Source organism: Aquibium microcysteis, assembly GCF_014495845.1.
Lineage (GTDB): Bacteria > Pseudomonadota > Alphaproteobacteria > Rhizobiales > Rhizobiaceae > Aquibium > Aquibium microcysteis.
In genome coordinates, this window is the sequence record NZ_CP061080.1 from 4,987,117 (window position 1) to 5,009,189 (window position 22,073).

18 protein-coding genes are annotated in these 22,073 nt (G+C 69.8%); 5 read left to right on the plus strand and 13 right to left on the minus strand.

The window, feature by feature from the left end:
- Positions 1–36 precede the first annotated feature (36 nt).
- Complete coding sequence (locus IAI54_RS23580) at positions 37–1,095, minus strand: isopenicillin N synthase family dioxygenase (RefSeq protein ID WP_187969492.1); 1,059 nt, start codon at positions 1,093–1,095, stop codon at positions 37–39.
- On the minus strand, positions 1,092–2,051 hold the full coding sequence (locus tag IAI54_RS23585) for a LysR family transcriptional regulator (RefSeq protein ID WP_187969493.1): 960 nt from the start codon (positions 2,049–2,051) through the stop codon (positions 1,092–1,094). Before IAI54_RS23585 ends, IAI54_RS23580 begins: the two co-directional genes overlap by 4 nt.
- Positions 2,052–2,273: 222 nt before the next feature.
- On the opposite strand from IAI54_RS23585, the gene IAI54_RS23590 reads away from it, so the two are divergent.
- Genes IAI54_RS23590 through IAI54_RS23605 form a run of 4 tightly spaced genes read left to right on the plus strand, consistent with a single transcriptional unit; the run spans position 2,274 to position 6,918 of the window.
- Positions 2,274–3,383, plus strand: a complete 1,110-nt coding sequence (locus tag IAI54_RS23590) for a BMP family ABC transporter substrate-binding protein (RefSeq protein ID WP_187969494.1) — start codon at positions 2,274–2,276, stop codon at positions 3,381–3,383.
- Entirely contained in the window at positions 3,380–4,933 is a 1,554-nt protein-coding gene (locus IAI54_RS23595) for an ABC transporter ATP-binding protein (protein ID WP_187969495.1), read from the plus strand. Before IAI54_RS23590 ends, IAI54_RS23595 begins: the two co-directional genes overlap by 4 nt.
- The gene (locus IAI54_RS23600; protein WP_187969496.1) at positions 4,926–5,981 is read left to right on the plus strand and encodes an ABC transporter permease; all 1,056 of its coding nucleotides are present in this window, start codon (positions 4,926–4,928) and stop codon (positions 5,979–5,981) included. The genes IAI54_RS23595 and IAI54_RS23600 overlap by 8 nt, the downstream gene beginning before the upstream one ends.
- 13 nt (positions 5,982–5,994) lie before the next feature.
- The gene (locus IAI54_RS23605) at positions 5,995–6,918 is read left to right on the plus strand and encodes an ABC transporter permease (RefSeq protein ID WP_187969497.1); all 924 of its coding nucleotides are present in this window, start codon (positions 5,995–5,997) and stop codon (positions 6,916–6,918) included.
- A 25-nt stretch (positions 6,919–6,943) separates the two neighbouring features.
- Here IAI54_RS23605 and maiA read toward each other — a convergent pair whose 3' ends face one another.
- Together maiA and IAI54_RS23615 are read right to left on the minus strand one after the other, a co-directional pair.
- Positions 6,944–7,591, minus strand: a complete 648-nt coding sequence (gene maiA, locus IAI54_RS23610) for a maleylacetoacetate isomerase (protein WP_187969498.1) — start codon at positions 7,589–7,591, stop codon at positions 6,944–6,946.
- Complete coding sequence (locus tag IAI54_RS23615; protein WP_187969499.1) at positions 7,588–8,283, minus strand: fumarylacetoacetate hydrolase family protein; 696 nt, start codon at positions 8,281–8,283, stop codon at positions 7,588–7,590. The genes maiA and IAI54_RS23615 overlap by 4 nt, the downstream gene beginning before the upstream one ends.
- 336 nt (positions 8,284–8,619) lie before the next feature.
- On the opposite strand from IAI54_RS23615, the gene IAI54_RS23620 reads away from it, so the two are divergent.
- Positions 8,620–9,777, plus strand: a complete 1,158-nt coding sequence (locus IAI54_RS23620; RefSeq protein ID WP_187969500.1) for an alpha-hydroxy-acid oxidizing protein — start codon at positions 8,620–8,622, stop codon at positions 9,775–9,777.
- 30 nt (positions 9,778–9,807) lie between these two features.
- Here IAI54_RS23620 and cysG read toward each other — a convergent pair whose 3' ends face one another.
- The 9 genes from cysG to IAI54_RS23665 form a co-directional block, all read right to left on the minus strand.
- The gene (cysG, locus tag IAI54_RS23625) at positions 9,808–11,295 is read right to left on the minus strand and encodes a siroheme synthase CysG (protein ID WP_187969501.1); all 1,488 of its coding nucleotides are present in this window, start codon (positions 11,293–11,295) and stop codon (positions 9,808–9,810) included.
- Complete coding sequence (locus tag IAI54_RS23630) at positions 11,267–13,942, minus strand: nitrate reductase (protein ID WP_187969502.1); 2,676 nt, start codon at positions 13,940–13,942, stop codon at positions 11,267–11,269. The genes cysG and IAI54_RS23630 overlap by 29 nt, the downstream gene beginning before the upstream one ends.
- Before the next feature lie 5 nt (positions 13,943–13,947).
- A complete protein-coding gene (gene nirD / locus IAI54_RS23635) occupies positions 13,948–14,277 on the minus strand; it encodes a nitrite reductase small subunit NirD (RefSeq protein WP_187969503.1) in 330 nt (109 codons plus the stop codon).
- A 4-nt stretch (positions 14,278–14,281) separates the two neighbouring features.
- The gene (gene nirB / locus IAI54_RS23640; protein WP_187969504.1) at positions 14,282–16,732 is read right to left on the minus strand and encodes a nitrite reductase large subunit NirB; all 2,451 of its coding nucleotides are present in this window, start codon (positions 16,730–16,732) and stop codon (positions 14,282–14,284) included.
- Positions 16,733–16,737: 5 nt separating this feature from the next.
- A complete protein-coding gene (locus IAI54_RS23645; protein WP_187969505.1) occupies positions 16,738–17,538 on the minus strand; it encodes an ABC transporter ATP-binding protein in 801 nt (266 codons plus the stop codon).
- Between the two features lie 11 nt (positions 17,539–17,549).
- Positions 17,550–18,446, minus strand: a complete 897-nt coding sequence (gene ntrB, locus IAI54_RS23650) for a nitrate ABC transporter permease (protein ID WP_187969506.1) — start codon at positions 18,444–18,446, stop codon at positions 17,550–17,552.
- Positions 18,447–18,525: 79 nt separating this feature from the next.
- Positions 18,526–19,833 (minus strand): CmpA/NrtA family ABC transporter substrate-binding protein, encoded by a 1,308-nt coding sequence (locus IAI54_RS23655; protein ID WP_187969507.1) that lies wholly within the window; start codon positions 19,831–19,833, stop codon positions 18,526–18,528.
- Between the two features lie 349 nt (positions 19,834–20,182).
- Positions 20,183–21,412, minus strand: coding sequence for a CmpA/NrtA family ABC transporter substrate-binding protein (locus tag IAI54_RS23660; protein ID WP_187969508.1), 1,230 nt, complete (start codon positions 21,410–21,412; stop codon positions 20,183–20,185).
- Positions 21,409–22,008: an ANTAR domain-containing response regulator gene (locus IAI54_RS23665; RefSeq protein ID WP_187969509.1), complete on the minus strand. Its 600-nt coding sequence runs from the start codon at positions 22,006–22,008 to the stop codon at positions 21,409–21,411. The genes IAI54_RS23660 and IAI54_RS23665 overlap by 4 nt, the downstream gene beginning before the upstream one ends.
- Between the last annotated feature and the right edge of the window lie 65 nt (positions 22,009–22,073).

Here is a 22,073-nt window from a genome sequence, read left to right on the forward strand (position 1 = left end):
GCCGGCCCCCTTCCGCGATCCTCGTTCGCCCGCCCCTCAGGTCGCTCCCGCCTCCTGCTTCTGCGCCTCCGCATAATGCGCGAACGTCGCCGCGAAGCGGCCGTTGACGTAGTCGCCGGAGGTAACCGGAGCGTATTTGGCCGGGTGATCCGCGTCGACGCAGCTCGGCAGCGCCTCCACCACCGTGTCGTAGTTGGGGCCGAAGAAGAACGGGATCGAGTAGCGCTCCTTGCCCGAGCGGTTGATCGCCCGGTGGACGGTGGAGGCGAAGAGATCGTTCGTCCAGCGCGCCATCTGGTCGCCGATGTTGACCACGAAGCAGCCGGGGATCGGGTCGGCGGCGATCCACTCGCCGGACGCATTCAGCACCTGCAGCGCCGAGATGCCCTCCTTCTGCGCCAGGATGGTGAAGCACTCGTAGTCGGAATGCGCGCCGATGCCGATCTGCCGGTCGTCGATCTCGCCGAACTGCGGCGGATAATGCAGCACCCGCAGCGTCGCCAGCGGCTTGTCCACCATGCCGTCGAAATAGGTCTCGTCCAGCCCCAGCGCCAGCGCGAAGGCGTGCAGCAGCCGGCCGCTGAGCTTCAGCATCTCGGCATGGTAGGCCTCCATCGCCGCGCGAAACGCCGGCTGGCCTTCCGGCCACTGGTTGGGGCCGTAGAGCACCTTGCCGGCGAGCACGTCCGGATCGTCGGCCGGCACGTCCAGCGCGATGTCGAAGGACTGGTGCAGGTCGCCGCGCCCCGTCGGGTCGGTGTTCTCCTCCAGCATCGCCGCATAGCCGCGGTTGTTCTTCGACTTCGACACGTGGTTTGCCATCTTCACGTCGTCGGGCAGCGCGAAGTAGGTCTCTGCCACCGCGAAGGTCTCGTCGATCACCGCCTTCGGCACGTGGTGGTTCCGGATGTAGAGGAAGCCGACCTCGGTACAGGCCTTGCGCAACTCCGCAGCGAGCTTTTCCTTCGCCGCCGCGTCGCCGCTGAACATCGGCTCGAGATCGATGATCGGGATGCTGTCGAAGCTGATGCGCTGCGGATCGAGCCCGCCCCCCTTGAGGACGCGGACGCCGTTCCCCGTTTCCACTGCTTTCATGGTCGTGTTCCCTCTTCTGGTCGTTGCGGATCGTGGATGGTCTCCACGAAGTAGCGCGGCCCCTCGAATTCGAAGCCGGGCGAGAAATAGCGGCGGCAGGTGTCCATGAAGGCCGCCATCTTGCGCGAGGCGGCCTGCGGCCGCGTCAGCCGGATGCTCACCCGCTTCTCCGCCGATTCCCAGTCGGCGAGCAGCGGCACGAGATGGCCGCGCTCGCATTCGATGTCGGTGAAGAAGCGCGGCAGGTAGGCGATGCCTTCGCCGGCCGCGGCGAAATACTTCACCGTCCAGTACTCATTGGCGATCAGGCTCGACCGCGGCAGGATGCTCTCCTGCGCCGCTCCCTTCTGCAGCCGCCAGTGCTGCAGCCCGGCCGGCGTCCGGTAGACGATTCCCTGGTGGTCGGCGAGGTCGGCTGGCGTGCGGGGCGTGCCGGCCCGGTCGAGGTAGCTCCGACTGGCGAACAGCGCGAACCGCGCCGTCCACAGCGTCTCGCCTTCGGTCTCGCCCTCGTCCCACGACACCACGGCGTCCAGCTGGTCGAAGCTTTCCGAGGCATAGAGCACGTGCGGCGAGAAGAAGGTCAGCTCGATCTCCACCTTCGGATAGAGCCTCCGGAAGGCGATCATCATCTGGGCGTAGAAGGCGGTGCCGAACTCGCCCGTGGCGCCGATGCGCAGCGTCCCGGCCACGTCGTCGCTGAGTTCCGTCAGCGCCGCCCGCGCTGCGTCGCAGCTGCCGAGGATCTGGCGGGCATGGGTGAGCAGCGTCCGCCCGGCGTCGGTCAGGAGCATGCTGCGCCCGGACCGCTCGAACAGCTCCACGTTCAGGTCGGCCGAAAGCTGCCGTACATGCAGGCTGAGCGTCGATTTCGGCAGGCCGTAGAGCTTTGCCGCAGCCGACAGCGACCGCATTTCCGCAACCTTGACGAAGGAGGCCAGCGCTTCCGTGTTCACCCGTGATCGTCCATGATTCTGTACGATATGCCCGTTTATTGGGCATGATTATTTTCATTGCATGGACGACGGTAATCGGCTTTGATGCACTGCACAAGGGGCCAATCCACTCTTGCAGGAAGAGCCGGTTCCCGAGGTCGGCAGCGACGCTTCGCCGTGGTGCGAGCGCGGCGCGCCGCCATGGGAAGCTTGCCGAAACAAGACCAGACAGGGGAACTCGACATGACGAACATCGCTTCCGGACGGACCGGGCTCACCGGTCTCGCGGCCCTCGCCGCGGCGCTTCTCGCCTCCACCGCCGCCTTCGCCTTCACCCTCGACGGCCCGCCCAAGGTCGCCTTCATCTACGGCAGCGCCGCACTCGACGGTGGCTGGAACGAGGCGCTGGAAGCCGGCCGCAAGGCCGTGGAGGAGCAGCTCGGTCTCGAGGTCGCGGTGACGGAGAACATTCCCGAAGAGGCCACAAAGCTCCGCGCCGCCATCGACCTCTACGTGAAGCGCGGCTTCAACATCATCGTCGGCACCACCTATGGCTACAGCGTGCCGATGGCCGAGGCCGCCAAGGCCTATCCCAATGTCGCCTTCCTCAGCGCCTCGGGCACCGAGAACGGTCCCAACATGGAGAGCTTCTACGCCCGCACCTACCAGGGCTGGTATCTCGCCGGCGTCGCCGCCGGCCAGGCGACGAAGACGAAGAAGATCGGCATCCTCGCCGGCTTCCCCGTCAGCGTCGTCAACTGGGACATCAACAGCTTCGCGCTCGGCGCCCGCTCCGTCGATCCGTCGATCGAGACCGTCGCCGTCTTCACCAACTCCTGGTGGGATCCGGTGAAGGAGGGCCAGGTGGCGCAGGCCATCCTCGACCACAATGCCGACGTGCTCGCCACCAATCTCTCCGCGACCTCGGCGCTCGACGTCGCCGAGAAGGCGGGCGTTCCGTCCTTCGGCTTCCAGCTCGACATGTCGCACGCGGCGCCGAAGACCATCCAGACCTCCGTCGTCTTCCGCTGGGAAAAATACCTGGTGCCGACGATCAGGGAGATCATCGACGGCACCTGGCAGCCGGAGGAATACGGCGCCTTCGAGGGCATGGATGCCGGCGTCGTGGAACTCGCGCCTTTCGGCCCCTCCGTCTCCGACGAGGCGAAGGCGAAGGTCGAGGCCGCCAGGCTTGCCATCGTCGCCGGCACGCTCGATCCCTTCCAGGGGCCGCTGAAGAAGCAGGACGGGACCGTCGCCGTCGAGACCGGCGACAAGCTGGACGACGGCGCCCTCTGGTCGATGGACTATTTCGTCGAAGGCATCACCGGCACCATGCCCGCCGCCCAATGACCGCTGCGGCCGGCGACATGGCGGCCCGCGAGCGCAGTTCGCCCGGCGAGCCGCCGGCGCTCGATCTCGAGGGAATCGGCAAGGCGTTCGACGGGCGGCCGGCGCTCGTCGACGCCGGCTTTTCCCTCGCCTGGGGCGAGGTGCATGCGATCGTCGGCGAGAACGGCGCCGGGAAGTCCACGCTGATGAACGTCGCCGCTGGCGTCTATGCCGCGGACGAAGGCGAGCAGAGGATCGATGGCGTCGCCGCCAGCCCGCGCAGCCCCATGGAGGCGACGGCCGCCGGTCTCGGCATGGTCCACCAGCATTTCCGTCTGGTGGAGAGCTTCAGCGTCGCCGAGAACGTGCTCCTGAGCCTCGGCCGCCGCGGCGCGGTGCGCACGGTCGCGCAGGCCGGCGCCGCGGTCGCGGCGAAGGCCGCCGAGATCGGCCTGCCGGTCGATCCGGCCCGCATCGTCGCAGACCTGTCGACGGCGGAGCGGCAGCGCGCCGAGATCGTCCGCGTGCTCCTGCTCGGCGCGCGCATCCTCGTCCTCGACGAGCCGACGGCGGTTCTCACCGAGGAGGAGGCGAAGGCGCTGCTCTCCTTCGTGCGGCGGCTGGCGGGGCAGGGCCATGCCGTCGTGCTCATCACCCACAAGTACCGCGAGGTCGCCGGCTTCTGCGACCGCGTCACCATCATGCGCCACGGTCGCACCGTGCTCGCCGGGGCCGCGGTCGCCGGTCTCGACGAGGCGGAGGTCGCGCGGCTGATGGTCGGCGAGACGCTGGTCACCGGCGGCCGGCCGGCCTCGACGCCCGGCGCCGTCAGCCTCGCCGTCTCGGACCTGACGCTTGCAGCCGGTTCGCAGGGGCAGGGGCTCGCCGCGGTCGGCTTCGAGCTTCGCGCCGGCGAGGTGCTGGGCATGGCCGGCGTCGGCGGCAACGGCCAGGAGGAACTGGTCTCCTGCCTGATCGGCCTCGCGAGGCCTGAGGGGGGCACGATTCTGCTCGCGGGACGCGACGTCACCACCGCCTCGCCGCGCGACCGGCGGCGCGCGGGGCTGCGCGTCATTCCCTCCGACCGCTTCGACAGCGGCCTCATCCGCGACTTCGCCATCGCCGACAATCTGGCCCTGAGCCGCGTCGCCGAGGGCGCGTTCGGCGGGCCGCTGTTGCTGCGCCGTGCCCGCATGCGGCAGGCCGCGGCGGACGCGATCGACGCCTTCGACATCCGCGGCGCCGCGCCGGCGCGCCGGACCCGGCTTCTGTCGGGCGGCAACGCGCAGAAGGTCCTGCTCGCGCGAGAGCTCGACGCCGGCATGACCGTCCTCGTCGCCCATTCGCCCTCGCGTGGCCTCGACATGAAGGCGACGCAGTTCGTCCGCACCGCCATCCGCCGGGCGGTCGAGGCCGGCGCGGCCTGCCTGCTGATCTCGGAGGACCTGCAGGAGGTGCTGTCGCTGTCGCACCGCGTCGCCGTCATGAACCGCGGCGCCATCGCCGGCTGCCGCGGCATCGACGACGTCACCCCGGAATGGATCGGAGCCTTGCTGGCCGGCCATGCTTGACGCCGCCTTCCTCGTCCGCCGCCAGGCGCCCGGCCTCCTTCTCTCGAGCCTCTGCTATGCCGGCGGCCTGGCCTTCGGTCTCGCCGTCTCCGCGGCCCTGCTCGTCCAGGCGGGCGTTCCCGCGGGCGCGCTGGTCGACGAGTTCCTGATCGCCACCTTCCTCACCTCGGACGGCCTCGCCCAGACGCTGACGGCAGCGCTGCCGCTGGTGCTCGTCGGGCTGGCCTCGGCGGTCGCCATGCGGGTGCGGTTCTGGAACATCGGCGTCGAGGGCCAGCTCTGGCTCGGCGCCCTGGCCGCCACCTGGATCGGGATCGACGGCACCGGTCCGGATGCGTTGCGGCTCCCGTCGATGCTGCTGCTGTCCGCCGTCGTCGGCGCCGCCTGGATTGCCCTCCCGCTCGCTCTCAAGATCAGATTCGGCGTCAGCGAGGTGATCTCGACGCTGCTTCTCGGCAGCGTCGCCTTCCTTCTCGTGCAGCACGCCCTGTTCGGCGCCTGGCGCGATCCCGCCACCGGCTTCCCGGTCACGACCGCCTTCGCGGAGGCCGCCCGCTTCGGCTCCCTCGGCTGGGGCCAGCTGCATGGCGGGCTCTTCGTCGTGATGATCGCAGCGGTCCTCGTCTGGTTCATGCTCGGGCACACCCGCGTCGGGTTCTACGCCGATGCCGTCGGCCTCAACCCGAAGGGCGCGCGCGCGACCGGTCTGCCGGTCTCCGCCACGATCGTCGGCCTCGTTCTCCTGTCGGGAGCCCTGTCCGGGCTCGCCGGCATGATCATCGTGGCCGGCACCGAGCACCGGCTCAACCAGTCGGTCGGCAGCGGCTATCTCTTCAGCGCCATCGTCATCGCCTATCTCGCGCGGGCGAGACCGCTCTGGGTCGTCGTCGTGTCGCTGGCGCTGGGGGCCGTCTTCACCGCCGGCAGCGTGCTCAAGGTGTTCTACGGCATCTCCGAAGGCATGATCGTGCTGGTGCAGGGAACCGTGCTGATCTCCATCCTCATGGCGCAGTTCTTCAGCACCTATTCGTTGAGCCGGCCGGGCTGAGGGAGCAAGTCGCATGGATTTCCTGGTCGGCTGGATCGCCATCGTCCCGAGCTACGCGACGCCGCTGCTGCTCGCCAGCCTCGGCCTCATCGTCTGCGAGCGGGCCGGCATCCTCAACCTCGGCGCCGAGGGCCTGATGGCGGTGGGCGCCATGACCGGGGCCGTCGCCGTCCTGTCGGGTTTCGATCCATGGGCGGCCCTCGCGGCCGGCGCCGCCGCGGGCACCGCGCTCGCCCTGCTGTTCGGCATCGCCACGGTGGTCATGCGCGCCGACCACACGCTGTCGGGCCTCGCCGTCGTCGCGATCGGGCTCGGCGTCACCGGCGTCGTCGGCCGCCCCTACATGCAGAAGACCTTTCCCGGCATCGCCAATTTCGGCGAGCTGTTCGGCATCGAGCGAAGCTCGGCACTCGGCCGCATCCTCGCGGTGCAGGATCCCGTCACGCTCGCCATGCCGGTCCTCGTCGCGCTCCTGTGGTGGTGGCTGATGCGGAGCGGCAGCGGGCTCCGGCTGCGCGCGGTGGGCGAGAACCCGGCCGCCGCCGACGTCGCCGGCATCGACGTCCAGGTCGCGCAGTTCGGCGCGGTGCTCGTCTCGGGCCTGCTCTGCGGGCTGGCCGGCGCCTATCTCTGCGTCGCCACCAGCCATGTCTGGGTTGAGGGCATGGTCGCCGCGCGCGGCTGGGTCGCCGTCGCGCTCGTCATCTTCGCGCGCTGGAACCCCGCGCGCGCGCTCGTCGGCGCCCTCGTCTTCGGCAGCGCCGACGCCCTCGTCCCGCGCCTGCAGGCGATCGGCGCCGACATCCCGGTCTATCTCGCGATGATGCTGCCCTACCTGCTGACGCTCGCCGTCCTGGTGGCGAGCGCGATGGCCGGCCGCGCCTCGGGCGAGCCGTCCTTCCTCGGCCGGGTCTACCTGCGCCAGGACAAGCACTGAGCTGCCGGGCCGGCAGGCCGGTCGTTCAGGCCTCCGTGTCGGGCTGCCGCGACGGATGCGCGGCTGCGAAGGCCGGCAGCGCCTCGCATTCCGCCCGCACCGCGCGCAGATGCGGCATCGCGCCGAGATCGACGCCGAAACGGTCGGCCGAGAACAGCTGCGGCACCAGGCAGACGTCGGCGAGCCCCGGCGTCTCGCCGAAGCAGAACCGGTGTTCGCCGCCCCGCGCCACCAGCGCCTCGCAGGCGGCGAGCCCGTCCGAGAGCCACCGCCGGCACCAGGCTTCCACACCGGCCTGGTCCTGCCCGTACTCCGTGCGCAGGTATTGCAGCACCCGCAGATTCTGCAGCGGATGGATGTCGCAGCAGATGACGTCGGCGAAGGCGCGGACCCGCGCGCGGCCGGCCGGATCGGCCGGCAGAAGCGGTGCCTCCGGCACCGTCTCGTCCAGCCACTCCAGGATGGCGAGCGACTGCGTCAGCACGTCGCCGCCGTCGGTCACCAGCGAGGGAACCAGCCCCTGCGGGTTCACGGACCGATAGGCCTCCTGCTTCTGCTGCCCGCCGTCGCGGGTGAGGTGGATCGGGATGAAATCCGGCGAAAGCCCCTTCAGCCCGAACGCGATCCGCAGCCGGTAGGCCGCCGAGGAGCGGAAATAGCCGTAATACTTCATTGCGCGGCTCCGATGACGAGGTCCACCGGCGCCAGCCCGTCGATCTCCCCATGGATGACGTCGCCGGCCACCACCGGCCCCACGCCGGCCGGCGTGCCGGTGTAGATCAGGTCGCCCGGCGCGAGATGATAGAAGCGCGACAGGTGCACCACCAGCTCGACCGGCGACCAGACGAGGTCGGCCAGACGCGCGTCCTGCTTGGTCTCGCCGTTGACGGAAAGCATGATGCGCTGCGGTCCCGCTGCGCCGAAGGCTGCCGCAGGCGTCAGCGGCGCGATCACGGCCGACTGCTCGAAGTTCTTGCCCAGGTCCCACGGGCGCTGCTTGGCGCGGGAGGACAGCTGCAGGTCGCGGCGGGTCATGTCGAGCCCGCAGCCATAGCCCCAGATCGCGGCGGCCGCCTCGTCGTCCGTCGCCCGGAACGCCGGAGCGCCGATCGCGATCACGAACTCCATCTCGTAGTGGTAGTTCTCGGTGCCTGGCGGGTAGGGGATCGTTGCTCCCGTGTGCACGATCGCCTGCGCGTCTTTCAGGAAATAGAACGGCGCCTCGCGGTCCACCTCATAGCCCATCTCCTTGGCATGTTCGGCATAGTTGCGGCCCACGCAGAAGATGCGGTGGACCGGATAGAGCGCGCCGTCGGCGGTCGGCACGGTCGGATAGTCGGGAGAGCTGAACAGGCGTTGCGGCATTTCGGAGTCTTTCCAGTCGGGTATGGGTGGTGGTCGGCAGGCGGGCATCCGTGCCGCGAAACGGCCGCGCACGGCTTCCGCCGTCAGGGGCGTGCGGGCAGAATGTGTCGGGACGTGGAGACGGGATGCACCTCCTTGCATCGTCGGCAGGACCCGTTGCCGTCGAGATGGCTGCGGAACCCGTATGATATGTATGCTTACGATCCGGAAGCGCGTCAATGCCGGGTCGGACGCGCCGGCCCGCTCGCGGGCATGCTATGGCTGCCGCGGACGCGCGACGTCCGGCCGGATAGGCGGCGGTCCGCACCGGGGAAGCCGCGCCAGTCAGGAGGGGAAATGACCGCCCAGCACGTCTCTGTCGCCGATTTCCGCAGGAGCGCCGCGCGCCGCCTGCCGCGCTTCGTCTTCGACTATCTGGAGGGCGGAGCCGGGTCCGAGGCCGGCCTGAAGCGCAACCGCGAAGCCTATGGCGAATTCGGCTTCCTGCCGCGCCGCCTCGTCGACGTCAGCCGTCCGTCCACGGCCGTGTCGCTCTGGGGCCGGTCGCATGCCATGCCCGTCTACCTGTCGCCCACCGGGCTGAACGGAATGCTTCGGCATGACGGCGACGCGATGCTCGCCCGTGCGGCGGCGCGGGCCGGCATCCCCTTCGCCCTGTCCACGGCCGCCAACATGAGCATCGAGGACGCCGCGCGGGCCGGCGACGGCGAGAAGTGGTTCCAGCTCTACGTCATCCAGCGCGATCTCGCCCGGTCGCTGGTCGAACGCGCGCTCGCCGCCGACTACGCCGCCCTGATCCTCACCGTCGACGTGCCGGTCAACGGCTATCGCGAGCGGGACATCCGCAACGGCTTTTCCGTCCCCGTGAAAGTCACGCCGAAGCTGGTCCTCGACGGCGCGCTGCGGCCGGGCTGGAGCCTCGCCTACTTGCGCAACGGCGCGCCGCGGATGCGCAACATGGAGGCCGACGGCGCCATGAACCTCGAGGCGCAGGCGGCCCTGCTCAGCCGCCGCATGGATGCCGGCTTCGATTTCGAGGCGCTCAGATGGCTGCGTGATCTCTGGCCCCGACCGCTGATCGTCAAGGGGCTGCTGCGCGCCGACGACGCGGCCGCCTGCGCCGCCATCGGCGTCGACGCGGTCGTGATGTCCAACCATGGCGGCCGGCAGGTCGACGGTGCGGTCACCGGCTTCGAGACGGTCGAGGCGGCCGCTGCACGGCTCGACATTCCGGTCTTCTTCGACGGCGGCATCCGCTGCGGCGAGGAGGTGATCAAGGGCCTCTGTCTCGGCGCGCGGATGGCAGGCCTCGGCCGCGCCGCGCTCTACGCCCTGGCTGCCGATGGCGAGGCCGGCGTCGACCGGTGCCTTTCCTTGTTCAGGGACGATCTGACCCGAACGCTGGTCCTGCTCGGCGCGCCGGATCTTTCCGCTCTCGGCCCCGACCTTCTGGCACGGCGCGCAAGCCAGGCAACCGACCGATCCTGGGGCTGACGCGGCTCGCGCCGCCCGGCCGCCACGGTCTCAGCCCGCTGCGGCAGCGGCCCGCGGCGTGAGGCGCGTCCACGCCTCCGCCGCGCCGGCCGGCGTCCCCCGGCGCGCCGAGGCCGACTTGCGGGCGAACACGCTCCCGATGCCGATCAGCACGGCCTGCCCCGCGCCGGCCGCTGCGGCGACAGCGGGCAGCCCGGCGAGGTCGGTCCGGTGGATCGCCTCGCCGGTCCGGCCGATGTCCATCCCGACGACGGCCGGCGTGTCGGCCGGCATGCCGTGCGCCATCAGGGTTGCGGAGATCGATGCCGCCGTGCGGCCGCCCATGTAGAAGATCGTCGTCGCCGTCCGGTCCGCGATCGCGCGCCAGTCGACGTCCCGGGGAAGCCCGCCGGACTTCGAATGGCCGGTGACGAAGCGCACCGACTGCGCGTGGTCGCGATGCGTCAGCGAGACGCCGAGCCTCGCCGCCATCGCCAGCCCCGCGGTCACGCCCGGCACCACGTCGTAGCCGATGCCTTCCGCTTCCAGAGCCGCGATCTCCTCGCCGGCGCGGCCGAAGATCATCGGATCCCCGGATTTCAGCCGCACCACCCGCCGCCCGGCTTTCGCCAGCGAGATCATCATGTCGTTGATCTCGTGCTGCTTGCAGCCCGGGCGGCCGGCCCGTTTCCCCACGAGGATGCGCTTGGCTTCGCGCCGCGCGAGCTCGAGCACCTCGTCGGACACGAGATCGTCGAACAGGACGACGTCGGCGGCCTGCAGCGCGCGCACGGCCTTCAGCGTCAGCAGTTCGCCGTCGCCCGGACCGGCGCCGACGAAGCTGACATGGCCGCGGCGGTCGCCGTCCGTGGCAGCGCTGAACAGCGCATCGGCGGCCTGCGCATCGGGTGCAGGTCCGAAGGCGCGGTCGACGAAGCGCTCCCAGAACGCCCGCCGCGCCGGCCCCGGCTGCCAGCTCTGGGCGACGCGGTCGCGCAGGCGCAGGGCGAGCGCCGCCCAGGCGGCGAGCGACGGCGGCAGCAGCGTCTCGATGCGTCGGCGGATGGCCTGGCCGAGGATCGGCGCCGCGCCGGACGTGGAGATGCCCACCACCACCGGCGATCGGTTGACGATGGTGCCGAACTGGAACTGGCAATGGTCGGGCCGGTCGATGACGTTGCAGGGGACGCCCGCGGCACGCGCCGCCATGGCGAAGGCCGTGGCGTCCTCGTCCGAGCCCGCATCCGCGATGGCGACGGCGGCATCGGCCAGATCGCCCGCCCGCCAGACGCGCGCCGAAAGCGTCAGCGTCGGCTCGCGTGCGGTCAGCGCCGCCATCTCCTTGCCGAGGCTCTCCGGTGCTGCGAAGACCTCGACCTCCGCGCCCGCCGCGCAGAGCAGCTCCGCCTTCCAGGCCGCCGCCGCACTGCCGCCGGCCACCACCGCGCGCTTCCCCGCGAGGTCGAGGAAGACCGGCAGGACGCTCAGCGCCCCGATGCGCGAGGGGGTGTCATTCCGCGGCCTGGAGACGGGCGTCATCGATGATGGTCCTGATTTCGGAGCGGCACGAGCCGCAATTGGTGCCCGCGCGGGTGGCGTCGCCGACCGCTTCGAGACTGCGGCAGCCGCCCGCCACCGCCGCGGCGATCTGGTCGACGCCGACCGTGTGGCAGGAGCAGACGATGCGGCCGACGGCCGGCATCGGCACCGGCGAGCGGCCCGACAGCAGCGCCATGCGCTCGGTCGGTCGCAGCGGTGCGCGCGAGGCGAGCAGCGACACCAGCCAGTCGCGCGCAGGCACCTGGCCCGGCGGCGCGACCAGCAGCGCCTCCGCGAGCGCGCCGACGGGATCCAGCATCGCCGCGCGGTAGGTCAGGCCGCGCCGGTCGGTATATTCCACCAGCTGGTCCCGCGCGACCGCACCGAGCAGGCTCCGCGCCAGGAGGATGCCCTGGTCCGGCGTCTCCGTCCCGCACAGCTCGTAGACCCAGCCGCCCTCGACTGGCCTGCGGCTCCAGTGGACGAAGCCGGTCGGCCGCAGGTCGCGGCGGGTCATCAGCACGCCGGTCCAGGCCACCGCCTCGCGGCGGATCGCGACCGGCACGTTCTTCAGTCCCGGCTGGCCGGAATGAGGGTCGGTCAGCGGCGAGGAGAGCGAACCCGCGCCGGACTGCGCGGCGAACGACCCGCTCCAGTGCATCGGCAGGAAGGCGGTGCCCGGCTTCTGGCCCTTCGACAGCCCGACCCGGGCGCGCGCGAAGCCGTGGCGGCTCGAGACAAGCGCCAGGTCGCCCTCGGCCAGCCCCTGCCGGGCGGCGTCCTCCGGTGCCATCTCGACCACCGGCTCGGGCGCGTTCGCCATCAGCCGGGGGACCCTGCCGGTGCGCGTCATCGTGTGCCACTGGTCGCGCGCGCGGCCGGTGTTGAGCGCGATCGGTCGCGCCGCGTCGACGGCCGGCGCAAGTCCTTCCTGGCGAACGGCCACGAAGCGCGCCCGCCCGTCGGGCGTCGGGAACCGGCCGCCGCCGAGCAAGCGCTGCGAAGCCTCGCCCCGTCGGGGCTGCGGCCAGTGCGCCGGCGCGAACCGCTCGTAGTCCGCATCACCCATGGTGGCGAGCGCCCCGATGTCGAACAGCCGGCCGCCGTCGTTCTCGAAGGCGGAGAGCGTGGCATGCTCGCGGAAGATCGCCGCCGGTCCGTCGAAGCCGAACGCCTCGCCGAACCCCATCCGCTGCGCGACGTCGCAGACGATCCGCCAGTCCGGCCGCGCGTCTCCCGGGGGCGCCATGAACGACCGCTGGCGCGACATCCGCCGCTCGGAATTCGTCACCATGCCGCTCTTCTCGCCCCAGGCGGCGGCAGGCAGCAGCACGTCGGCATGGCGCGTCGTGTCGGTGCGGGTCACGTCGGAGACCACGACGAAGTCGCAGGCCCGCAGCGCGGCCCGCACCCGGCCGGCATCCGGCATCGACACGGCCGGATTGGTGCCCATGATCCACAGCGCCCTGACCCGACCGTCGCCGACGGCGCGGAACAGGTCGACCGCCTTCAGCCCCGGCCTTCTTGCGATGGACGGCGCATTCCAGAACCGGGCGACGCGGTCGACGTCGTCCGGGACGTCGAAGCCCATATGCGCGGCGAGCTGGTTGGCGAGCCCGCCCACCTCGCGGCCGCCCATGGCGTTCGGCTGACCGGTCACCGAGAGCGGCCCCATGCCGGGCCGGCCGATGCGACCCGTCGCCAGATGGCAGTTGACGATGGCGTTGACCTTGTCGGTGCCCTGCGTCGACTGGTTGACGCCCTGGCTGTAGACCGTGACGCTGCGCTCCGTGGCGGCGAAGAGATCGTAGAACAGGCGCAGATCCACTTCCGCGACGCCGCAGGCGGTCGCCACCGCGGCCGTCGATGGCGCATCCGCGCGGGCGGCCACGACCGCCTCGGCGAACCCTGCCGTCGAGGCTGTGACGAAGCCGCGATCTACCGCGCCGGCGCGTTCCAGATGCGCCAGCAGGCCGTTGAACAGCGTCAAGTCCGTGCCCGGATCGATCGCCAGATGCAGGTCGCAGTCGTCGGCCGTCGCCGTGCGGCGCGGGTCGACGACCACGATCCGCGTGCCGCGCGTGTGGCGCGCCGCAAGCAGCCGCTGGTGCAGGATCGGATGGCACCAGGCGAGGTTCGAGCCGGTGAGCACCACGAGTTCGGCCTGCTCCAGGTCCGCGTACACCCCCGGCACGATGTCCTCGCCGAAGGCGCGCCGGTGCCCTGCCACCGACGAGGCCATGCAGAGGCGCGAATTGGTGTCGATGTTGCCCGAGCCGATGAAGCCCTTCATCAGCTTGTTGGCGACGTAGTAATCCTCGGTCAGCAGCTGCCCGGACACATAGAAGGCCACCGAATCGGGACCGTGCGTCGCGATGGTCTGCTCGAAGCGGCGCGCCACCAGGTCGAGAGCCTCGTCCCACGACGCCTGCCGTCCGCCGATCTCGGGCGCGAGCAGCCGCCCGTCGAGCCCCGTCGTCTCGCCGAGCGCCGCGCCCTTGGAGCAGAGCCGGCCGAAATTCGCCGGATGGTCCGCGTCGCCGCGTACGGTCACCGCGCCGTCGTCGGCGACGTTTGCCACGACGCCGCAGCCGACGCCGCAATAGGGGCAGGCCGTCCGCACCCCGGTCGCCGGCGCGTCCCCCATCGCGGTCACTCGGCCGCCATGAGCGCGAGATCGAGGCCGAGCGCGATCCGCCGGTCGATCACCCGGACCGGGATGGTCTTCACCGCGCCCTCGTCGGCACCCTGCGCCAGCCCGGTCTCCAGCGAGAACACCCAGTTGTGCAGCGGGCAGGTCACGGCCGTGCCGTGCACGATCCCTTCGCTCAGCGGTCCGCCGCGATGCGGACAATGATCCTCGATCGCATAGATCCGGTCGTCGACGGTGCGAAACACGCCGATCCTGCCCTGCGGCGTCGCCACGCACCGCGCGCCGCGCGGCGGAATGTCGTCGATCGTGCCGATGTCGTGCCACTTCATCGCGTCACTCCGCAGCTTGTCGGAAGGGAAGGGCCGCCATCGGCCGGAACTCGTGCTTGTCCTTGCCCGACACCCGCTCCGACCACGGGTCCACCTGCGCGAATCTCTGGCTGAACACGAAGCGGTCGAAATAGGCCTTCCGGCGGTCGCGGTCGTCGAGCACCTGCCGTCTGATCTCGGCCACGCCGATGCGTTTGGCCCATTTGTAGATGCGCTCGAGGTATCGGGCCTGCTCGCGATACATCTGCGTCAGCGCCACGATCACCTCCAGCGCCTCGTCCTCGGTCTTCAACAGGCCGAGCACTTCGGTGCCCTTGATGTCGAGGCCGGCGGCACCCGCGAAGTGAATCTCGTAGCCCGAGTCCACGCAGATCACGCCGACGTCCTTGCAGGTCGCTTCCGCACAATTGCGCGGGCAGCCCGAGACGCCCATCTTCACCTTGGCAGGCGTCCAGGATCCCCACATGAACTTCTCGATGCGGATGCCGAGGCCGGTGGAATCCTGGGTGCCGAAGCGGCACCAGTCGGTGCCCACGCAGGTCTTCACCGTGCGCAGGCCCTTGGCATAGGCGTGGCCCGAGACGAAGCCGGCCTTGCCGAGGTCGGCCCAGACCGCCGGCAGGTCCTCCTTCTTCACGCCCAGCATGTCGATGCGCTGCCCGCCCGTCACCTTCACGGCGGGGATGGCGAACTTGTCGACCACGTCGGCGATGGCGCGCAGCTCCTTCGCATTGGTCATCCCGCCCCACATGCGCGGCACCACCGAATAGGTGCCGTCCCGCTGGATGTTGGCGTGCACGCGCTCGTTGACGAAGCGCGACTGGTAGTCGTCGGCATATTCGTTGGGCCAGTCGGCGACGAGATAGTAATTGAGCGCCGGCCGGCACTTCGAGCAGCCGCAGGAGGTCTTCCACTCCAGTTCCTGCATGACGGCGGGAATGGTCTTCAGCGACTTCGCCTTGATCAGGCGGCGAACCTCATCGTGGCCGAGGTCGGTGCAGGTGCACATCGGCTGGATGGCGGCCGGATTGTAGCTGTCGCCGATGGTCAGCGTCATCAGCTTCTCCACCAGCCCGGTGCAGGTGCCGCACGACGCCGACGCCTTGGTGTGGGCGCGCACGCCGTCCAGCGTCGTCAGACCCTTGGCGGTGATGGTCGAGACGATCCTGCCCTTGCAGACGCCGTTGCAGCCGCAGATTTCGGCGTCATCCGCCAGCGCTGCAACGGCCGCCAGAGGGTCCGCGGAGGCGCCTCCCTGATAGGCCTGGCCGAAGATCAGCGTGTCGCGCATGGCCGCGATGTCGGCCTGCTTCCTCTGCAGGTCGGCGAACCAGGCACCGTCGGCCGTCTCGCCGAACAGCACCGTTCCGACGATGCGGTCGCCCTTCAGCACCAGGCGCTTGTAGACGCCCGCCGACGCGTCGCGCAGCACGATTTCCTCGCGGTCGTCGCCGTCGGCGAAGTCGCCCAGCGAATAGAGGTCGATGCCGGTCACCTTCAGCTTGGTCGGCGTCTCGGCATGGACGAAGCGCGCCGCGCCCGTGCCGGCCAGCGTGTCGGCGGCGACCTTCGCCATCTGGTAGAGCGGCGCGACGAGACCGTAGACCATGCCGCCCACCTCGGCGCATTCGCCGACGGCCAGAATGTCCGGATCGGAGGTGACCATGCGTTCGTCGGTGACGATGCCGCGATTGACCGTGAGACCGGCCTCCCTGGCCAGCGCGACGTTGGGACGGATCCCGACCGCCATGACCACCAGCGTCGCCGGTATGGCGGTCCCGTCGTCCAGCTCGACGCTCTCGACCCTGCTCTCGCCGACGATCCGCTTCGTGTTGGCCTTCGTCCGGACCTTGATCCCGCGCGCCTCGATCGCTCGCTGCAGCAGATAGCCGGCGGCGGGATCGAGCTGGCGTTCCATCAGCGTCGGCATGACGTGCAGCACCGTCACGTCCATGCCCTGCTGCTTCAGCCCGGCCGCGGCTTCGAGGCCGAGCAGCCCGCCGCCGATCACCACCGCCTTCTTCCCCGATCGCGCCGCCGCGAGCATGGCGTCGACGTCGTCGAGATCGCGGTAGCTCACGACGCCGGTCAGGTCCCTGCCGGGCACCGGAATGACGAACGGCACCGAGCCGGTGGCGACGACGAGCCTGTCGTAGGGTGCCGTCACGCCGCGGTCCGACGTGACCGTCTTCGCGTCGCGGTCGATCGCGACGATCCTGTGGCCCTTGTGCAGCGTGATGCCGTTGGCGGCATACCAGCCGTCGCCATGGATGACGATCTCCTCGAAGCTCTTCTCGCCCGACAGCACCGGCGACAGCATGATGCGGTCGTAGTTGACCCGCGGCTCGGCGTTGAAGATCGTGACGGCGTAGCGGTCCGGCGCGGCGTCCAGAAGATGCTCCAGCATCCGCCCGGGCGCCATGCCGTTGCCGACGATGACGAGTCTTTCGGCCATCGCGCCTACTCCGCCGCTTCCACGAAGCGATGCCGCTCGTAGAGGAACTTCAGCACCGCCTCGCGGCAGCGCAGATAGGTGCGGTCCGAGGCCAGCGCGATCCGGTTGCGCGGCCGCTCCAGCGGCACGTCGAGCACCTCGCCGATCCGCGCCGCCGGCCCGTTGGTCATCATCACGATCCGGTCGGACAGAAGCACCGCCTCGTCGACGTCGTGCGTGATCATCAGCACCGTATTGCCGAGCGCCTGGTGGATCTGCATCACCTGGTCCTGCAGATGCGCCCGCGTCAGCGCGTCGAGCGCGCCGAACGGCTCGTCGAGCAGCAGCACCTTGGGCTCCATCGACAGCGCGCGTGCGATGCCGACGCGCTGCTTCATGCCGCCCGAGATTTCCGAGGGCCGCTTGTCGCGGGCGTGCCCCATGTGGACGAGGTCGAGATTGTACTTCGTCCACTCGGCCCGCTCGGCGGCCGACTTCGTGGCGCCGAACACCTTGTCGACCGCCAGCGCGACGTTCTCGTAGACGGTCAGCCAGGGCAGCAGCGAGTGGTTCTGGAACACCACCGCCCGGTCCGGCCCCGGATCGTCGACCGCCTTGCCGTCGAGCAGCACCGCGCCGACGGTCGACGGCGTCAGGCCGGCGACGATGTTGAGCAGCGTCGACTTTCCGCAGCCGGAATGGCCGATGATGGAGATGTACTCGCCCTTCTCGACGCCGAGCGTCACGTCGCGCAGCACCTCGGTGGTGGCACGGTCGCGGGTGAAGGTCTTTCCGATGCCCTCGATGGAGAGATAGTGGTTGGCCATGGTCCCGCTCCTCAGGATGCCGCGGTGCCGCGGGTGACGCGGTTGCCGATGAAGGCCACGATCCTGTCGAGCACGAAGCCGACGAGGCCGACATAGATCAGGGCCAGGATGATGTCGCTGATCAGGGACGAGTTCCACGCGTCCCAGATGAAGAAGCCGATGCCGACGCCGCCGATCAGCATCTCGGCGGCCACGATCGCCAGCCAGGACAGGCCGATGCCGATCCTGAGGCCCGTGAAGATGTAGGGTGCCGCCGCCGGCAGCATGATCTTGGCGAAGTATTCGAAGCCGTTGAGCCGGAGCACCCGCGCGACGTTGCGATAGTCCGACGGGATGTTGCGGATGCCGACGGCCGTGTTGATGATGATCGGCCAGATGGCGGTGATGAAGATGACGAAGATCGCCGACGGCTCGCCGTCGCGGAACGCCGCCAGCGACAGCGGCAGCCAGGCCAGCGGCGGCACGGTGCGCAGCACCTGGAAGATCGGGTCGAGGCCGCGCATGGCGAGGCTCGACTGGCCCACCAGCACGCCGAGGCCGATCCCGGCCACCGCCGCCAGCAGATAGCCGAGCGCCACGCGCTGCAGGCTCGCCAGCAATTGCCAGCCCATGCCCTTGTCGTTGCCGCCATTGTCGTAGAACGGGCTGACGATGAGTTCCCAGGTGTCGGTGACCACCTGCGAGGGCGGCGGCAGCGCGGAGGTCGGGCTGGAGCACAGCACCTCCCACAGCCCGACCAGCATCGCCAGCACGACCAGCGGCGGCAGCAGCGTGGCAGCGGCGCCGCGCGCCATGTCGGCCAGCCGCCCCGGATTCGGTCTGGCCTGCACGGGAAGCGTGAGGATCGTCGCGGCCGGCCGGGCCGGTGTCGTCGCGGGCTGGAGCGTCTTTGCCGCCGTGGCTGTCATGTCGTCGTTCCTTTCTGTCCGATGGATGGTCGGGGCGCCGCCGTCCGCCGCGCCGGTCGGCGGGACGGCGGCGTCCGGCTCACGCCATGCGCTTGATGGTCAGGCTCTCGAGGTAGGCGGAGGGGTTTTCGGGGTCGAAGACCTTGCCGTCGAAGAAGGTCTCGGGGCCGCGCGAGGTGGAGGTCGGAATGTCGGTGACGCCCAGTTCGGCCGCCGCCGCGCGCCACAGGTCCTCGCGGTTGACCTTGTCGATCAGCGCCTTCGTGTCGGTGGTTTCGGGCAGGTAGCCCCAGCGGATGTCCTCGGTCAGGAACCACAGGTCGTGGCTGCGGAACGGGTAGGAGGCGTGGTGCGCCCAGTAGTGCATGATGAACGGGCTGTTCTCGACCACCTTGCCGTTGCCGTAGTCGAAATTGCCGCGCATCCGTTCGACGACGTCGGTGAAGGGAGCGTTGATCCAGTTGCGCTTGGCGCAGATCTGCGCGAGCTCCTCCTTGTTGGCCATGTCCTCGCACCATTGCTGGGCTTCCATCACCGCCATCAGCAGCGCCTTGGTGGCGTTGGGATAGGCCTCGACGAAGTCGGCGCGCATCGCGAAGGCCTTCTCGGGATGCTTGTCCCAGAGCTCGCCGGTGGTGAGCGCGGTGTAGCCGATCTGCTGGTTCTTCAGCTGCTCGTTCCACGGCTCGCAGACGCAGAAGCAGTCCATGGTGCCGACCTTCATGTTGGCCACCATCTGCGCCGGCGGCACCACGATGGTGGAAATGTCGGAGTTCGGATCGATGCCGCCGGCCGCCAGCCAGTAGCGGATCCACAGGTCGTGCGTGCCGCCCGGGAAGGTCATCGCGGCCTTGACCTCCTTGCCGGACGCCTTCTTGGCGGCGAGCGCGGCCTTGAACGGCGCCGCGTCGGTGCCGAGCTTCAGGTCGGCATATTCCTGGCCGACGGAGATGCACTGGCCGGCCACGTTCAGCCGGGCGAGGATCATGATCGGCGTCGGCTGGTTGTTCTGGGTCATCGCGCCGGACGAGATCAGGTAGGGCATCGGCGTCAGGATGTGGGCGCCGTCGATGCCGTTGCCGGCCGCGCCGAGCACCAGGTTGTCGCGCGTGGTACCCCAGGACGACTGCTTGAGAACCTCGACGTCCGGCATGCCGTGCTTGGCGAAGAAGCCCTTCTCCTTGGCCACGAACAGCGGACCGGCATCGGTGAGCGCGATATAGCCGAGCTTGGCGCCGGTCACTTCCGGCTGTGCCGGCGCGGCATGGGCGCCGTAGGGCAGCAGGGTCTTCGCCGCGCCCAGCAGGGCGGTCGTGGCGGCCACGCCCTTGATGAAGCTTCGGCGCGTCGCCGGGAGGAGGGTGGTCGGATCGGATTTTTCGCTCATCGTCGTCTCCAGTGGTGACGGCCCGCGCCGTCGGTTGGCCAAAAAAAAACTGCCGATCCGGTCCACCGCGTCCGTCCATCCGGGATCGCGGCAGTCCTGATCGGCAGCTTTGCCTGGGGCGCCCGTCCTTGGACGCCATGATGTCTTGGCCACGAATGGCCTCGCTCAGGAAGAAGCAGGAACCGTGCCAATTTGGGCAAACTCGCCCAAACCGTTGTTATCCTTGGCTCGATGCCGGTTCGTTCGGTAAAGCTGGCGTGGCTGACGGGCGCGCGCGCGTCAAATGCCGGGCAGGAGTCGGCCTAAAACTTGTGCATTGCACAATCCGTGGGCTCGCATGCGCAGCCCCTCAGGCGCCCGCCTGCGCCTCCACATAGGCGTCGAGCGCATGCGGGTCGAAGATCCGGCCGTCGAAGAAGCCGTCCGGGCCGAGCACGAGGCTGGCGCCCGCCGAGCCGACCGGGGTGGCCGCCGTCAGCGCGCCTTCGACCTTCGCATTGGCGCCCGGGAGCGCGACGCCGAGCGGCTTCAGCGCGCTGCGGTAGAGGTCGGGGCGATAGCAGTCGAGCGCGATCGCCACGTTGGCCGGCGTGTGCGCGACGTCGCCCCAGCGCACCATCTGGGTATAGAACCACAGCGAATGGCTCTTCCACGGGAAGTTCGCCGCCTTGTCGAAGGGCAGGTAGAAATCCTCGATCTGCCGGATCGTCCCTGCGCCGGGATCGAGCCGGCCGGTCAGCGCCCGCATCTGGATGTCCGCCGGCTGGCCGAGATAGACGGGCTGCGCCATCAGCTCGGTGAGCGCCGGGTGGTTCATGGGGTCCTGGCACCAGCGCGCCGCGTGGTGCATGGCGCGTAGCAGCGCCGCCAGCGCCTCGGGATGGTCCTTCGCCCAGGCGGCGCGCACGCCCAGCACCTTCTCGGGGCTGTTGCGCCAGATCGCCGCCTTGACGGTGGCGATATGGCCGGTGCCCGCGACCACCGAGACGCTGTTCCACGGCTCGCCGACGCAATAGCCGTCGATGCGGCCGGCCGCGAGCGCATCCGCCATGAAGGGCGGCGGCACGATGACGATCTCGATCTCGCGGGAAGGGTCGATACCGCAGCCGGCGAGCCAGTAGCGCAGTTCGTAATTGTGCCCCGAATGCGGGTGGGTCACCGCGAAGCGCAGCATCGGCGCGCCCGCCGCCCCGCGCGCCCGGATGAAGGCGCGCAGCGCGCCGCCGTTGCGCGTCGGGTCGAGATCGGGCAGCGCGCCGTGCGCGGCCATGCCCTCCCAGACCATGTTCGACACGGTCACGCAGTTGCCGCCGAGCCCGAAGGAGAACGGCACGATCGTGTTCGAGTCAAGCGGCGTCAGCCCGAGGTTGCAGGCCAGCGGCATCGGCCCCAGCATGTGCGCCACGTCGAAATGGCCGATCGCGATGCGGTCGCGGATGTTGGCCCACGACGTCTCGCGGAACAGCCGCAGTTCGACGCCCTCGCGTTCGGCAAAGCCCAGCTCGCGGGCGACGATCAGGATCGCGCAGTCGAAGAGCGGCATGAAGCCGGCGTCGATCTGGTGCTCGTTCATCGTCATGGACCTCCTGGCCCGAGCAGGTCGGCGGCCGTCACGAGGCTCTGCGCCACGTCGGCGAGCTTGCGGTTCTGGTTCATGGCCGTCTTGCGCAGCAAGGCGTAGGCGTCCTCCTCGCTCATCCCGCGCGACTTCATGAGAATGCCCTTGGCCCGCTCGATCAGCTTGCGGCCCTCCAGTTCGCCGCGCGCCTCCTCCAGTTCCCGCGCCATGCGCGAGAAGGCGTTGAACCGGCTGATCGCCATCTGCAGGATCGGCTTGACGCGCTCCTTGCGCAGCCCGTCGACGATATAGGCCGAGACGCCGGCATCGACCGCGGCCTCGATCGAGGCCGTGTCGGCGCGGTCGACGAACATGGCGATCGGCCGCTTCACCGCGCGCGACAGCTGGAACATGTTCTCCAGCATGTCGCGGTTGGGGTTTTCCAGGTCGATCACGATGACGTCGGGGTTCACCTCGGTGATCCGCCGCGCGATCCCGCTGACGTCGTGTACCAGGGTCACGGCCGTGTGCCCGGCCTCGCGCAGTCCCTCCTCGATCACCGCCGCGCGGATGCGGTTCTCGTCGATGATCAGGATGCGGAGGGCGGCGGGCTTCATGCGCCGCTAGTTTGCGCGTTCCGCGTTTCGCTGCAATGCAAAAAACGTCCTGCGGCGCCGCACCT

Excerpts from the sequence above, each read along its gene's own strand:
- IAI54_RS23580 (WP_187969492.1), bottom strand. The coding sequence starts at position 1,095 with ATGAAAGCAGTGGAAACGGGGAACGGCGTCCGCGTCCTCAAGGGGGGC.
- IAI54_RS23590 (WP_187969494.1), top strand. The coding sequence starts at position 2,274 with ATGACGAACATCGCTTCCGGACGGACCGGGCTCACCGGTCTCGCGGCC.
- IAI54_RS23595 (WP_187969495.1), top strand. The coding sequence starts at position 3,380 with ATGACCGCTGCGGCCGGCGACATGGCGGCCCGCGAGCGCAGTTCGCCC.
- IAI54_RS23600 (WP_187969496.1), top strand. The coding sequence starts at position 4,926 with ATGCTTGACGCCGCCTTCCTCGTCCGCCGCCAGGCGCCCGGCCTCCTT.
- IAI54_RS23605 (WP_187969497.1), top strand. The coding sequence starts at position 5,995 with ATGGATTTCCTGGTCGGCTGGATCGCCATCGTCCCGAGCTACGCGACG.
- maiA (WP_187969498.1), bottom strand. The coding sequence starts at position 7,591 with ATGAAGTATTACGGCTATTTCCGCTCCTCGGCGGCCTACCGGCTGCGG.
- IAI54_RS23615 (WP_187969499.1), bottom strand. The coding sequence starts at position 8,283 with ATGCCGCAACGCCTGTTCAGCTCTCCCGACTATCCGACCGTGCCGACC.
- IAI54_RS23620 (WP_187969500.1), top strand. The coding sequence starts at position 8,620 with ATGACCGCCCAGCACGTCTCTGTCGCCGATTTCCGCAGGAGCGCCGCG.
- cysG (WP_187969501.1), bottom strand. The coding sequence starts at position 11,295 with ATGACGCCCGTCTCCAGGCCGCGGAATGACACCCCCTCGCGCATCGGG.
- IAI54_RS23630 (WP_187969502.1), bottom strand. The coding sequence starts at position 13,942 with ATGGGGGACGCGCCGGCGACCGGGGTGCGGACGGCCTGCCCCTATTGC.
- nirD (WP_187969503.1), bottom strand. The coding sequence starts at position 14,277 with ATGAAGTGGCACGACATCGGCACGATCGACGACATTCCGCCGCGCGGC.
- nirB (WP_187969504.1), bottom strand. The coding sequence starts at position 16,732 with ATGGCCGAAAGACTCGTCATCGTCGGCAACGGCATGGCGCCCGGGCGG.
- IAI54_RS23645 (WP_187969505.1), bottom strand. The coding sequence starts at position 17,538 with ATGGCCAACCACTATCTCTCCATCGAGGGCATCGGAAAGACCTTCACC.
- ntrB (WP_187969506.1), bottom strand. The coding sequence starts at position 18,446 with ATGACAGCCACGGCGGCAAAGACGCTCCAGCCCGCGACGACACCGGCC.
- IAI54_RS23655 (WP_187969507.1), bottom strand. The coding sequence starts at position 19,833 with ATGAGCGAAAAATCCGATCCGACCACCCTCCTCCCGGCGACGCGCCGA.
- IAI54_RS23660 (WP_187969508.1), bottom strand. The coding sequence starts at position 21,412 with ATGACGATGAACGAGCACCAGATCGACGCCGGCTTCATGCCGCTCTTC.
- IAI54_RS23665 (WP_187969509.1), bottom strand. The coding sequence starts at position 22,008 with ATGAAGCCCGCCGCCCTCCGCATCCTGATCATCGACGAGAACCGCATC.